Annotated in this window: 12 protein-coding genes; 5 read left to right on the top strand and 7 right to left on the bottom strand. The window is 67.8% G+C overall.

Annotation, left to right across the window (positions count from 1 at the left end):
* Position 1: 1 nt before the first annotated feature.
* From BLU77_RS19520 to mca, 3 genes are read right to left on the bottom strand one after another with little or no spacing between them, the layout of a single operon-like run.
* On the bottom strand, positions 2 to 805 hold the full coding sequence (locus BLU77_RS19520; protein ID WP_175477234.1) for a nitrilase-related carbon-nitrogen hydrolase: 804 nt from the start codon (positions 803 to 805) through the stop codon (positions 2 to 4).
* A 1-nt stretch (position 806) separates the two neighbouring features.
* Positions 807 to 1,058 (bottom strand): hypothetical protein, encoded by a 252-nt coding sequence (locus BLU77_RS19515; protein ID WP_089774899.1) that lies wholly within the window; start codon positions 1,056 to 1,058, stop codon positions 807 to 809.
* Between the two features lie 2 nt (positions 1,059 to 1,060).
* Positions 1,061 to 1,906: a mycothiol conjugate amidase Mca gene (gene mca, locus BLU77_RS19510; RefSeq protein ID WP_089776035.1), complete on the bottom strand. Its 846-nt coding sequence runs from the start codon at positions 1,904 to 1,906 to the stop codon at positions 1,061 to 1,063.
* A gap of 134 nt (positions 1,907 to 2,040) precedes the next feature.
* On the opposite strand from mca, the gene BLU77_RS19505 reads away from it, so the two are divergent.
* Positions 2,041 to 2,499 carry a DUF4307 domain-containing protein gene (locus tag BLU77_RS19505; protein WP_175477233.1) on the top strand — a complete coding sequence of 153 codons (459 nt, stop codon included), beginning with the start codon at positions 2,041 to 2,043 and terminating at the stop codon, positions 2,497 to 2,499.
* Positions 2,500 to 2,681: 182 nt separating this feature from the next.
* Positions 2,682 to 3,161, top strand: a complete 480-nt coding sequence (greA, locus tag BLU77_RS19500) for a transcription elongation factor GreA (protein WP_089774895.1) — start codon at positions 2,682 to 2,684, stop codon at positions 3,159 to 3,161.
* Between the two features lie 108 nt (positions 3,162 to 3,269).
* Here greA and BLU77_RS19495 read toward each other — a convergent pair whose 3' ends face one another.
* The 4 genes from BLU77_RS19495 to BLU77_RS19480 all read right to left on the bottom strand — a co-directional run bounded on the left by BLU77_RS19495 (position 3,270) and on the right by BLU77_RS19480 (position 9,432).
* A complete protein-coding gene (locus tag BLU77_RS19495) occupies positions 3,270 to 4,583 on the bottom strand; it encodes an AI-2E family transporter (protein ID WP_245708957.1) in 1,314 nt (437 codons plus the stop codon).
* 105 nt (positions 4,584 to 4,688) lie between these two features.
* A complete protein-coding gene (locus BLU77_RS19490; protein ID WP_175477232.1) occupies positions 4,689 to 6,011 on the bottom strand; it encodes a polysaccharide pyruvyl transferase family protein in 1,323 nt (440 codons plus the stop codon).
* A gap of 37 nt (positions 6,012 to 6,048) precedes the next feature.
* On the bottom strand, positions 6,049 to 8,313 hold the full coding sequence (locus BLU77_RS19485; RefSeq protein WP_089774891.1) for a hypothetical protein: 2,265 nt from the start codon (positions 8,311 to 8,313) through the stop codon (positions 6,049 to 6,051).
* Between the two features lie 111 nt (positions 8,314 to 8,424).
* The gene (locus BLU77_RS19480) at positions 8,425 to 9,432 is read right to left on the bottom strand and encodes a LacI family DNA-binding transcriptional regulator (RefSeq protein ID WP_089774889.1); all 1,008 of its coding nucleotides are present in this window, start codon (positions 9,430 to 9,432) and stop codon (positions 8,425 to 8,427) included.
* Positions 9,433 to 9,665: 233 nt separating this feature from the next.
* Between BLU77_RS19480 and BLU77_RS19475 the strand changes: the two genes are divergently transcribed.
* The 3 genes from BLU77_RS19475 (at position 9,666) to BLU77_RS19465 (ending at position 12,936) form a co-directional block, all read left to right on the top strand.
* Positions 9,666 to 10,706: an ABC transporter permease gene (locus BLU77_RS19475; RefSeq protein WP_089774887.1), complete on the top strand. Its 1,041-nt coding sequence runs from the start codon at positions 9,666 to 9,668 to the stop codon at positions 10,704 to 10,706.
* Positions 10,703 to 11,641, top strand: a complete 939-nt coding sequence (locus BLU77_RS19470; RefSeq protein WP_245708956.1) for a carbohydrate ABC transporter permease — start codon at positions 10,703 to 10,705, stop codon at positions 11,639 to 11,641. Before BLU77_RS19475 ends, BLU77_RS19470 begins: the two co-directional genes overlap by 4 nt.
* Before the next feature lie 341 nt (positions 11,642 to 11,982).
* Entirely contained in the window at positions 11,983 to 12,936 is a 954-nt protein-coding gene (locus BLU77_RS19465; RefSeq protein WP_089774883.1) for a type IV toxin-antitoxin system AbiEi family antitoxin domain-containing protein, read from the top strand.
* The last annotated feature ends 51 nt before the right edge of the window (positions 12,937 to 12,987 follow it).

Raw genomic sequence — 12,987 nt, 5'->3', positions numbered from 1 at the left:
TTCAGCCCCGCGGTACCACGGTGTAGCGCCGGTGCTCCAGGCTCGGGACCTGCTCTCGCACGTCCGTGACCTGCTGCTCCTCGAGATTCACCAGGAGCACCGCGTCCCCGTCCTCAGCCACGGCCATCGGCCGCCCGAGCGGGTCGACCACCTGTGAGTGCCCGGTGCGTCCACGCCCGTGCTGGCTCGCGAGGGCGAGGTAGGTGGTGTTCTCGATCGCGCGGGCGCGCACCAGCACGTCCAACTGCTCGGCCTTGCCGGGACCGGCCGCCCACGCAGCGATCACCACCAGAACCTGCGCTCCGCCGTCGACAAGCACCCGGAACGTCTCCGGGAATCGGAGGTCGTAGCAGGTGGCCACGCCTACCTGCACCCCGGCAACATCGAGCACCATGGCCTGGTGCGCCCCAGGCGCACCGGCATCCAGCACGTCCGACTCCCGCACACCGAACGCATCGAAGAGGTGCACCTTCTCGTACCGGCCGCGCAGGGCGCCATCGGGACCGAAGGCCAGGGCGACGTTCACGCACCGCGCCGGGTCGCCGTCGGCGGGCTCGATCGCCCCGACCACCAGGTCGACCGCACATTCGGCTGCCACGGCAGACATTGCCTGGTGGAACGGGCCGTCAACCGCCTCGGCAAGCTCCGGGCTCAGCTGAGGGGCCCACCCCGCGGAGTACTCGGGGAGCACGACGAGCCGCGCACCGGCCGTGGCCGCGGCGCGCACATGGTCGACCGCGGCAAACACGTTCGCCTCGCTGTCCGCACTGGCTGCGAGTTGCACGACGGCGACCGGCAGAGTCATCTCAGTTCCGTTCCTCGGGGCCTTGATCACCATTCTGCGGCTCTGTCTCCCCTGATGACGAGGCGTCGCCGGAATCCTCATCGCCGGAAGCGCCCCGTTCTGCCTCGTCCTGCGCCGCGCGAGCCTCGATCCGGCGCATGTGCACCGTGAACGAGCGCGCGATCAGGATCACCACCAGCGCGAGCGCGAGGAACGCCAGGAACGCTCCGATCCCGGGGCTGACGAGGTTGGGGTCGATGTCCTCGGCACGCATGATCACGAGCGTAGTCCGGTGAAGAGGTCATCCTCCGGTGTATCGGTCGGAACCCGGGAGTGCACCAGCTCGTACTCCTCCACCGGCCAGACCTCACGCTCCAAGTCGCGCGGGATCGCGAAGAAGAACCCGTCCGGGTCGATCTGGGTGGCGTGGGCGAGCAAGGCACGATCCCGATGTCCGAAGTAGTCGGCGCACTCGATCCGGGTGGTGACCTTCTCTGCCCGGTCGTCCCGGTCCCAGCGGTCCATCCAGTCCGCGAAGGGCGAATCGGCGCCGCTGGCCACGATCGCCTCGTGCACGGCGGTGATCCTCGCCTTCGAGAAGCCGTGGTCGTAGTACAGCTTGGAGATCTCCCACGGCGGACCTGCGTGCGGGTAGGCGTCCGGGTCTCCTGCGGCCTCGAAGGCTGCCATCGAGATCTGGTGGGTCATCACGTGGTCCGGGTGCGGGTAGCCGCCGTTCTCGTTGTACGTGGTCATCACGTGCGGACGGAATTCGCGCACCACCCGCATCAGGGCTTCGGTGGCCACCTCGAGCGGTTCACGTGCGAACGCGCCGTCCGGCAGGGGCGGCAGCGGGTCTCCCTCGGGCAGGCCGGAGTCGACGAACCCCAACCAGCACTGGGAGACGCCCAGGGCGGCGGCAGCGGCAGCCATCTCCCGGCGCCGGTAACCGGGCATGTCTCGTTGGACCTCCGGGTCGTCCCGGAGGCGAGGGTTCAAGATGTCGCCTCGCTCACCGCCGGTGCAGGTGACCACGAGCACCTCGACCCCCTCAGCGGCATACCGCGCCATGGTGGCCGCACCCTTGCTGGACTCGTCGTCCGGATGCGCGTGCACGGCCATCAGCCGCAAGTTCTCGCCAGACACGTGCTGAATCCTCCGGGGCAGTGGTGAGGGACAATGATCGAAGGTCACTGCAGCCGCGCGCGCGTGCGACAGTGACCTGGAGACGCACTCTTAGTCTAAGGATGGCACGCGTGACCGACGCACCCACGGGCGAAGCGAGCACCGCACGCGCCGGGGCGCCCAGTCCCGAGGTCGCGGCGATGCTCGCTGAACGCTACGGGCGCCGCCCCGGGCAGGACCGGCGCTCGCGCCGCAGCACCCGGATCGTGGCAATCGTCTGCGCCATCCTGGGAATAGCGGTCCTGGTGCTGATCGGCACCAACGTGCTCCGGCCCGCCGCCACGGCGCAGGACGTCGGCTTCGCCGTGCTCGACGACAGCCAGGTCCGGGTCACCTTCGACGTGACCAAACCCGACGACCGCAGTGCCACGTGCACCCTCGAAGCACTCAACACCGGATTCGGGCAGGTCGGGCTGCTGGAGGTGGTCATCCCGCCGGCCGAGGGTCCCACCACGCGGCACACCGCGACGGTCGCCACCACCGAGCTGGCCACCACCGGAGTGGTCCGCGACTGTGAGCTGCTCGACTGAGCACGTCCGCTCTCGGCGAGAAAAGCGTGACATAGCCACCGGACGCGGTATCATGATTGTTTTCCCGCCGCCCCGGTGCGGCCGCACAGGCAAGCCAGCCCGGGGGCCAGGTACTCCCGCACATCCGCTGACGTGTCGCAGTGCGGTCGAGCGCCGGCGCACGCAAGTACGAAGGAGGAACCGTGTCCGATACCACGTGGCTCACCAAGGACGCTTTCGACCGACTCCAGGCCGAGTATGACCACCTCGTGAGTGTGGGCCGGACCGAGATCGCTGACCGGATCGAAGCCGCCCGCGACGAGGGTGACCTCAAGGAGAACGGCGGGTACCACGCCGCTCGTGAGGAGCAGGCTAAGCAGGAGGCGCGGATCCGTCAGCTCGACGAGCTCCTGCGCACTGCCGAGGTGGGCGAGGCTCCCCCAGACGACGGGATCGTCGAGCCCGGCATGGTCGTCACCGCGACCGTCGCGGGCGAGGAGATGACTTTCCTGCTCGGCTCTCGCGAGGTCGCCGGCGACACGGATCTGGACGTGTACTCCTCGGGCTCACCGCTCGGCACGGCGATCCTCGGCAAGAAGGTCGGCGAGAAGGCCTCCTACGACGCACCCAGTGGTGCCTCGATCAGCGTGGCGATCAAGAAGGCCACGCCCTTCGCCGGCTGAGCAGCAGCACACCTTCGTGATGCCCGTGGCGTTCGATCGCCGCGGGCATCACGCATCTCCCGACGGCGGCCCTCGCCTCGCGTGCAGCGTCTCGCGCAGCGACGTGGTTCAGGAATCGGTGGCAGGGGCGGAGATCTTCGTCTTGCGCCGCCTCCGGCGGTGCAGCCGTGGATCGTCCGGACCGAGCGGATCCGGTTTGCCGGTGAGGTAGTTCAGCACGGTGTTCGCGACGGCGATCAACGGCACCGCGAACAGGGCGCCCACCACTCCCCCGATGATCGTGCCGGCGGCCACGGCGAGCAGCACGGCCACCGGGTGCAGATTCAGCGCCCAGCCCATCAGTTTCGGCTGGAGCAGGTTGCTCTCTGCCTGCTGCACGAGCAGCACCACACCGAGCATCACCAGGGCGATGAGCGGACCCTGGTCGACGAGCGCGACCACCACCGCGACGGCACCGGTGACCACGGCGCCGACGATCGGGATGAACGAGCCGACGAAGACGAGCACCCCGAGCGGCAGGGCGAGCGGCACCCCGAGGATCCACGCCCCGAGCCCGATGCCGACGCCGTCGATCAACGCGACCAGCAACTGCGTCCGGGCGTAGGTACCTAGGCTCGCCCAGCCGCGACGACCCGCCCCGTCGACATGATGGCGCGTAGCAGCCGGGAACAGGCCGACCAGCCACGTCCAGATGACGCGGCCCTCCTTGAGGAAGAAGAACAGGCAGAACAGAGCGATCAAGGCTCCGGCAAGCACGTGCCCAACAGAGGTCCCCACCGAGAGCGCGCCACTGAGGATCTGCTCGGCATTGCTCTCGAGCGAGTCCTGGATCTGCGCGACATAGGCGTCCAGGTCGGTCTGGGAGAGCTGCAACGGACCCGTGCTGAGCCAACGAATCAGCTCCTGGATGCCCTCCCAGGCAGTATCGGCCAGGTCCCGGAAACCGGTGGCGATCGAGGCGCCGGCGAGCGTGAGCAATCCGCCGACCAGGCCGATCGCACCGAGAAGTGCCAGCAACGAAGCGAGCGCGCGCGGTACCCGCCGGCGGTGCAGCCAGTCCACCACTGGCGCCAGCAGCGAGGCGACCAGCACGGCCACCAGCACCGGCACCACGACCGTCTTGATCTGGATCAGGCCGACCACCGCCAACGCCACGGCACCCACAATGATCATGAAGCGCCAGGACCACGCCGCGGCGCCGCGCACCGCACGGGTCACCGGGGAGTGCGGGTCATCATCCGGGCGAGTGGGGAACCCATGGTCGGCCCCCGAGACGACCGGGTCTGCGGCCGGGGCATCGTCGTTCGCTGTTGGGGCCGTAGAGGCGGTGTCTGCCGGCGTCTCGGCCCGTGCCGCCGAGCTGTCATCTTCGCCGTCGATGGGCGCGTCCGGGGCGACCGGCTGCTCCTGGGCGTTCGACATCTGCGCTGCGATCCCCTCCTCGTCGGTAGCGCCAGAATACCCCCGCACTATCGATCGGACGGGCCGTCCACCGGTCGTCCTCGCGCCTCAAATCGGCCGCGTCACCTACTCCCGCGGGAGAGGTCCGGCCGCGGACGCCACGGCCAGGCCCGTCCGAGCTCGGCCCGCCGCCGAGACCGCGTGCTCAGCCATCTGGGCCAACCGGGCCTGTGCCTGCTCGCGCATCCGGACCGTCTGCTCCCGTGCCGACCGTCCGTCGTCGGCGGCCAGCTCCGCCAGTGCGGCGGCGAGCCGTTCGGCTGCGTCGTGGGCCTCGATCTCCACCACGCGTTCCGGCGCGCCGAGATCAGCGAACATCACGCCCTTGATCGTCTCCGTGGGTTGACGCAGGTACAGCGACGGCGTCCCTACTGCGGTCGCGAGAATCGGCGAGTGGCAGTCCATCGAGAGCACTGCGGCAGCCTGCCGGTACACCGCGGTCGCCGTCGGAAGGTCCCAGTACTCGGTGAGCACCCGCACCCGCGGCGCCACATCACTGGGGAGGATTCGCGGAAAGTGCTCCGCGGCGAGTTGCACCGCGTAGCTCATCTCCGGCCCGATCAGCACGTCCTGCCCGGTGCGGCGAACCCAGGAGGTGATCGCCGAGGCGAGCACGGCCATGTCCTGCTCGTCATGGGCGGCATTGACAGCGTCCTTGTAGTGGTCCAGCTGCTGGGGCACCCGATCGTAGATCCGGTGGTACGGCGCGTACCGCGAGCGCGGGACCGCAATGAGGAACCCTGGGCGCAGGTCCAGCGTGGCGATCAGCGCGGCTGCCGCGTGGTCGTCCGCGAGATCGTAGGCGAACGTCGCGTCGGGTCCCCACTCCAGGCACGGCGCCCCCGTGCCCTGACTGGCCAGATAGTCGCTGCTGAGCGAGTCACGGCAGTAGAGGAACGCCGCACCCGCGAACAGCTCACGGTCCCGCTCGTACATGTAGTCGCCCGGAAGCGCCTCGATCTGCGCCCGCGCCTGTGCCAAGGTGCTCGGCGTGAGGAGTCCGAACGGGTCATAGGTGATGCCGAAGACCCCGTAGGGGCGCCCGGTGCGCTGCCACCGGTACATGTCCCGGCCCGCCACCAACCCGCTGCCGGAGCCGTGCACGAGCAGATCCGCCTCCTCCCACGCCCGGGCGAGCTCGGGCGTGCTGGCCACGTCGTGCTCGTCGAACCGTCCCTCGACGACCTCCAACCAGGGCTGGCGCTCGGCGAACATCGCACGCTCCCGGTCGTTCAGGCGCACCGCCCACAGGGTGATCTGTGCCTCCGGGTCAGCCTCGTGCAGCACCGCCGCCGCGCCTGGCGAGTGCGCAACATCGCCGATGTTCACAGTCGCCCACGAGGAACGCAGCAGGATCCGGCGGGCAGGGGCAGCGGTATCGGTGGTCACGGGAAAGGTCTCCAGGAGTCGGGTGATCGGATGGACGTCAGGACGAGGCGGGCACGTGCGTGGTCGAGACACGCACTCCCGTGGTGCTGTGCAGCCGCGCGAGCACGACGGCTCGAACATCCGGGTCATCGGTGCGCACACGTCGACGCATGCTCTCGCCCGGAGCGAGCAGCTGGTGGTCCGTACCGCCGGTCCCAGCGATGCGCACGTCCACGGCAGTTGGTTCGAGGTTCACGGCGTGCACGTCGAGGTACCGCCCGCTCGGATCGTCGACGACGGTGCCGGTCGTGGCCACAGCAACGTCGCCGGAGACGGTGGCCATGTCAACGGTGGTGAGCTCGAGCGTGATGGTGCCGGGATGATCGATCCAGAACCGGGTGACGTTGTGGGTGCCCGCGGGGAAGTACCACTTGGAGGTCGACTCGAGCCGCACCGGCAACGACGTGCCCCAGGAGAACAGGAAGCGGTGCGAGCCGCGGGTCACCGTCATCCAGGTGGCGGAGGTGGACACCGTGGCCTGACCGGCACCCCAGTGAGTGCCGTCGGAGAGTTCGACCTCATCCTCGGCCAGCAGCAGCAAGGGGATACGTTCCTGGGCAGCGCCGCTCGTCGTCACGGTGCGCTCGATGCCGTTCTGGTGATGGACGACGTCGGTACTCACCATGCCGTCGGCACTCACGGACCGCGCAGTGAAGGTGCCCGTGACGGCGGACAGGTCACCTGCTGTCAAGGGTGTACCGCTGGCATCATGGCCGGCGTAGTAGGTGACCGTGGAGTCCGTCAGCGCGCTGTCCACGTCCGCCCCGTCCGGGCCTGCTCCTGGCAAGAACGTGGTCCACCAGGAGTCAAAGTATCCGTTCAGGGAACAGACGATCGTCCCAGCGTCAGGATGCCAATAGAGGCCGGTGCCAGTTCGTACCCGACCCTCGATCTCACCGTCGACGGCAGCGGCGTAGTAGCCGGGACGGCGCACGAAGAGCATCTCCTGCTCGAGCGTGCCTTCCCGGTGTTCGGTGAACGTGCTCTCGGCAAGTGGGCGCATCGCGGCGATCTGCGTGAGGCGGGAAGTGCCGGAGATATTGTCGGGCGCCTCAGGCACGTGCATCCATAGCCGTGGCGAGGTCTCTCCCTTGGCGAGCGGGGCGACAGGATCGGTGTCGACTGCCCACTGGGTCCGCTTCTGCTGCTTCTTTCCCGAACTGACATGCAACGCCCCGAGCATGGGCACCTCGGGCACGAACACGCGCGAGAGAGCGGATCGATCGTCGGCGTCCGCTGGGGTGTCGTCCCGTGAGACTCCGAAGTTGCGTGCCGAGGCGGCGGAGAGGGTGGCGAACGCCGTGGTGCCGGGCTCACGGACGAGGACGTACTGGGCGAAGTCCATCCAGTCCTCGGCCATCTGTACGAGCGTCGGGTTACCGGTGATGAGATACAGATCGGCCAGGTCGGACAGCATCACCGTGGCGTTGTAGGCCAGGTCGAAACCGACCGGATCATGGAAGTACCCGGCGGGCGCTCGTCCTTCGTCAGCGAGCAGTTCGATCCGGTCATCCAAGTCCGCGGCAATGGCGGCGTCGCCAAGGACCTCAGCCGTGTGCCCCACTCCTGCGAGAGCCGCGGCGATCTGGTTGGTGTACCGGATCGGGAGCTGCCAGTGGTAGGTGGTGGTGTCGAGCAGATAGGCGCACGCGGCGCGCAACGCCGACTCAATCTCGGGCAGCCGCGGGGTCAGCACACCTTCACGGTCGAGGTCGCCATAGGTGCTCGCCAGAGCCACAGCACCGAACCCGGTGGCCGCCAGGCTGTTGGCCTGATAGTCCACAGGAAAAGTGCCGTTCGACCCCTGCAGACCGAGGTAGTAGCCGATCGCCGCATCCAGGCGCCCGGCCAGATTCGCATCGAGGTAGTACGGGTTCCAGGGGCGGTCGTTGGTCAGGAACCAGGCCAGAGTCGCGACATGCTCCATGATGCGGGAGTTGTCCTCGACGTTCGGTGTACGCCACCAGCCGTCTTCCATCCACCCGTACGTGTCCGGGTCGTCGTCGACCACACTGTTCGCAAGCGGCGCGAGAATCATCAGATAGCCGGCGAGGACCTGCTCCTCGGCCGCAAAGAGAGCGCGGTCCGGCAGGCCAGCAGGAAGGGGCGTCACCAGGGGGAGCACCGTTCCCGCCGAGGTGGCATGGGCGGGGGTGGCCGCCATCGGTCCGGAGAGGACCGCCGTTGCGCTGAGCGCACCGACTCCGAGCACGGTTCGGCGAGTCAGTGGCGGTAGTGCGTGGCGCGTGCTCGTCTCAGTCATGACGTTCCTCTCTGCGGTGATGCGTCGTTGCGACCGTCAGATGGAACGTTGCATCATGGCACGTCGACCTGTCAAGCGACACAGCAGAAGGACGATTCGCCGGAGCGTGCGTCAGGGCGCCGCGGCGGTCGATCCGCGCACGATCACGCGGGGAGCGGGGTCATCGATCACCTCATCGACCCGTGCACCACCATCGATCATCGCGGCGAGGGCGGATTGCCCGGCGTAACCGAGCTCGTAGAAAGGCATCTTCAAGGTGGTCAGGGCCGGCCGGGTAAATGCTGCAGCCTCGACGTCGTGGTATCCGATCACGGACAGATCCTCGGGCACCCGGATGCCCGCATCGGCAGCAGCACCGAGCACACCAGTCGCGGTCGTCGAGTTGGACACGAGCATGGCGCTCGGGCGCTTCTTCGTCTTGAGCAAGGTCCGGGCAACCTCGTACCCGTCCGTCGGCGCGAAGCCGACCGGGCAGATCCACTCCTCGCGCACATCGTGACCTGCGTCGGTCAGCGCTTCACGGAATCCGACGCGGCGCTCATCGTCGGCGAAGTAGCCGGTGGTGCCACCGACGAACGCGAGCCGTTCGTGCCCGAGGTCGAGCAAGTGCTCCGTGGCTACACGGGCACCTCGACGGTGGTTGAGCTGCACTCCACCGCGATCAGAGGTCGTGTGCCCGTGGTCGAGCTGCACCACCGAGTACTGACGCTTGGCACTTCGCATGTCGACCTCGAAGGTGTGCGGAGAGCGGAGTAGGAGTCCGTCCACGCGCCCCTCCCCGACCAGCTTTCGCAGCAGATTCGACTCGGGCAGGATGCGATTCGCCTCGGTCAGGATCAGCACATATCCGGTTGCCTCGGCTGCGTCCTGAATCCCGCGGAGCATCTCGGCATACACCGGGATCCCCAGCTGCGGGATCACCCCCGCCACCAGACCGGACTTGGCCAAACGCAGTGACCGTGCCGCATGATTGGGCACGTACTGCATCTCATCCACGGTCCGCAGCACACGATCACGGACCGCCGTGCTGGTACGCACGTGCTTGCTTCCGTTCAGGACTGCAGAGACCACCGAGACGGAGACACCGGCCCGCTCGGCCACATCGCGCAAGGTGGTCATGGGTGGGGATGCTAACACCCCAGTACGTCACATCCCCGCAGGTGAGAGCGAGATGCAACCTTGAATCAACCGCGGGCCGCACTCCCACTCCACCACCCGCGCACCCACCGTGGCCTTGACGACGAGGCAAGCGCCGACTACCGTCCCAGATCAGCAGCAGATGCATCGTTACATCAGTCGGGTTTCCGCCCCTGAGCAGCCACGACCCAAGGATGGGCCGGAAGGAGCACGGCATGGCACTGACCACCGGTGGTCGAGGCGCACCCTCGCGCCGGCCCGAGGTGAGCGAACCACGTGGCGGCACACCGCCGTCGGGAATCGCAGCGCGCGGCACGGGCCGCTCCCCCAGGCCGCACCGCCGGACCACCTGGTGGGCGCGGCTGAAGCGGGACAAGTTCCTGCTCCTGCTCGCGGCACCGGGCGTGTTCCTGCTCCTGCTGTTCCAGTACGTCCCCCTGCTGGGCAACGTGATCGCGTTCCAGGACTACCAGCCGTACCGGAGCATCTGGGAGGCCCCGTGGGTGGGTCTGGAGAACTTCGACATCATCTGGAATGGCGATCCGGCGTTCGTCAACGCGCTGGTCAACACGCTGATCATCTCGTTCGTGCAGATCGTGCTGGTGTTCCCGATCCCGATCGGCCTGGCGCTGCTGCTCAACTCGTTGCTGAGCGAACGCATCAAGCGCACCGTGCAGTCGATCCTCTACCTGCCGCACTTCATGTCCTGGGTGATCGTGGTGGCGATCTTCCAGCACATGCTCGGCGATGCCGGGCTCTACAACACCTGGGCCCGCGAGCACAACATCTTCGAGATCAACCTCATCGGAGAGCCCGAGCTGTTCATCACCCTGATCACCTCGCAGGTGATCTGGAAGGACGCCGGCTGGGGAACGATCATCTTCCTGGCCGCCATCTCCCGGGTGAGCATCGAGCTGTACGAAGCCGTCGCCATCGACGGCGGCGGTCGGATGCGCCAGCTCTGGCACGTGACCCTGCCCGCGATCCGCGGGGTGATCATCCTGCTGCTCATCCTCAAGCTCGGCGACGTACTCACGGTCGGCTTCGAACAGATCTACCTGCAACAGGCGCCGGTCGGACGTGATGCCTCAGAAGTGCTCGACACCTACGTCTACAACTACGGCGTCATCGGCGGGAACTGGGGTTCCTCGGCCGCCGTCGGGCTGGTCAAGGGCCTGGTGGGCACGCTGCTCGTGCTCGGCGCGAACAAGATCGCGCACCTGTTCGGCGAGAGAGGGGTGTACTCCAAGTGGTGACCGATGTGGCAACGAAACGCCCCTCCCGCGGGCAGAGCGATCGCGCCGGCCAACTGCGCCTGATCAACGGAGCAAAGCCGCCGAACCCGGTGGTGCGCGGTTTCAAGGGCGTCATCCTGCTGGCCTGCTGCGCCCTGGTGATCGTGCCGTTCTGGTCGGTGATCGCCACCTCCCTGGCGGACCCGACCCAGGTGCTCGCCGAGGGTGGATACGTGATGTGGCCCAAGGAGCCGACCCTCGCTGCGTACGAGGCGATCTTCCGCGGTGGCGTCGTCACCCGGGCCACGCTGGTCTCGATCGGTGTGACTCTCGTGGGATCGGGCCTGTCCGTGACCGTGGTGGCCCTGCTGGCCTACTCGCTCTCCCGGCCCGGCACTTTCGGCAGCAGCAAGATCCTGCTGCTGGTGCTGTTCACGATGCTGTTCAACGCCGGGATGATCCCGAACTACCTGCTCATCAAGGAGCTCGGGCTGATCGACTCCTACTGGGCACTGATCCTGCCGACTCTGACGAACGCGTTTCAGATCATCCTGATGCGCGGGTTCTTCCTCGAGGTGCCGGGCGAGATCATCGACGCCGCCCGGATCGACGGAGCGAGCGAGCTACGGATCCTCACCACGATCATGCTGCCGCTCTCCAAGGCCGTGGTGGCCGTGATCGCGTTGTTCAACGCAGTGACGTACTGGAACGCCTTCTTCAATGCCGTGCTCTACATCAACTCCACGGAGAAGTGGCCGTTACAGCTGGTGCTCCGCACCTATGTGGTGGACGGCACAGCGGTGAATGCCGGGGACCTGTCCAGTGAGGTGATTCCGCCGCAGCTGTCCTTGCAGATGGCGATCCTGGTCGTCTCCCTGATCCCGATCTGCTTGGTGTACCCGTTCCTGCAGAAGCACTTCGCCCAGGGAGTGGTGATCGGTGCTGTGAAGGGCTGAGGCACCGCGCGCGCCCTCAAGTCTCCCCACCTCTTCAAGCCTCGCTACCTCCTCCACCCCGACGCGCATCTGACTCGCGCCCCCCTCACCGGACGCCCACTCCTCGCCGGGCGCCCACTCCTCGCCGGGCGCCCACTCCTCGCCGGGCGCTCCCGAATCCCCTTTCCGCCGTCGAATCCCCTTTCCACTCTCCGGTGAGTGGTTCCGCGGCGGGAAGGGGATTCGACGTCCCGGGCCGCGGCCTCGCGTGACTGTCCACAGTCGCATCGCTGATGCATCTGTCTCCACAACCCGGTCGCACGCGACGGCAGCAACCGGGCATGCACCGGTCTGCTGACGAGATGACACACGCCTGGAACCTCGGCAAGGAGCTCATCACCTACGCTGCCGCCGCAGAGCTCGGGTTGGAGAAGCCGCTGCTGCGCGCGCACCGGGATGGGAGGCTGGAACGAGTGGCACGGGGCGTCTACGTCCCACGCATCGCCACGACCCACGGTTCGCCTGGGCAGCAACGCGCTGCCGACTACCTCCGACTCGTCCTGGCCGCCGCGCGACGGCTGCACTCGCCGGTGTTCACGAGCTGGTCTGCGGTCGCGCTGCTCGGGCTACCGATCGTGGGGCGCTGGCCGCAGGACATCTACGTGCTGTCACGGACCGCGCACGGCAAACGACGACGCGGACTGGTCAGCGTGGCCCGACGATCCGACGTCCCTGTGACGACGACGTGTGGCCTCGAGCTCACTGACGTGGAGTTCACGCTGATCCAGCTCGCCCGCCACGCTCCGCTCGTGAGCGCACTCGTGGCGGCGAACGCCGCATGCCTGACCCGCCAGGGCGCCGGTGGCCTGACCACACCGGCTCGGCTATGGGTCGAGCACGAGCGGCTCCTCCCCTACCGCAGCCATCGTCGCGTGCAGGCGGTGCTCGAACGAGTGCGCGACAACGCCGAGTCACCACTGGAAACTGTCAGCGACCTCACCATCGACGAGCTGGGCTTCGCGGCCCCACGCCACCAGGTTCGCTTCGACGTCACCACCGGTTCGGCATACCTGGACTTCTACTGGGAGGAAGCTGGGATCGGCGGCGAGGCCGACGGCGACACGAAGTACCTGCACTCCGGCTCCGATGCTGGGGCCACGGTCCTCGAGGAGAAGCACCGCGAGGACGAGCTGCGGTCGCAGCTGCGCGGTCTGGTGCGGTGGAGCTGGCGGGACGCGTGGCTGCGGACCCCGTTGGAGGGCAAGCTCGTGCGTGCCGGAGTGCCTCGCCCCCGCCTTCCCCGCCAGCTGCGGTAGCGCCCGTGACCACAGCCCTGAGCGCACGGAATCCCCTTCCCGCCGCCGAAC

Origin of the sequence: Ruania alba, from assembly GCF_900105765.1 — a bacterium.
In the GTDB taxonomy this organism is placed as follows: domain Bacteria; phylum Actinomycetota; class Actinomycetes; order Actinomycetales; family Beutenbergiaceae; genus Ruania; species Ruania alba.
The sequence above is the reverse complement of the archived record's forward strand: the minus strand, read 5'-3'. Positions and strand labels throughout refer to the sequence as shown.

What these genes read in the sequence shown, in the direction of transcription:
- BLU77_RS19520 (WP_175477234.1), bottom strand. Translation starts at nt 805, where the DNA reads ATGACTCTGCCGGTCGCCGTCGTGCAACTCGCAGCCAGTGCGGACAGC.
- BLU77_RS19515 (WP_089774899.1), bottom strand. Translation starts at nt 1,058, where the DNA reads ATGCGTGCCGAGGACATCGACCCCAACCTCGTCAGCCCCGGGATCGGA.
- mca (WP_089776035.1), bottom strand. Translation starts at nt 1,906, where the DNA reads ATGGCCGTGCACGCGCATCCGGACGACGAGTCCAGCAAGGGTGCGGCC.
- BLU77_RS19495 (WP_245708957.1), bottom strand. Translation starts at nt 4,583, where the DNA reads ATGTCGAACGCCCAGGAGCAGCCGGTCGCCCCGGACGCGCCCATCGAC.
- BLU77_RS19485 (WP_089774891.1), bottom strand. Translation starts at nt 8,313, where the DNA reads ATGACTGAGACGAGCACGCGCCACGCACTACCGCCACTGACTCGCCGA.
- BLU77_RS19480 (WP_089774889.1), bottom strand. Translation starts at nt 9,432, where the DNA reads ATGACCACCTTGCGCGATGTGGCCGAGCGGGCCGGTGTCTCCGTCTCG.
- BLU77_RS19475 (WP_089774887.1), top strand. Translation starts at nt 9,666, where the DNA reads ATGGCACTGACCACCGGTGGTCGAGGCGCACCCTCGCGCCGGCCCGAG.
- BLU77_RS19465 (WP_089774883.1), top strand. Translation starts at nt 11,983, where the DNA reads ATGACACACGCCTGGAACCTCGGCAAGGAGCTCATCACCTACGCTGCC.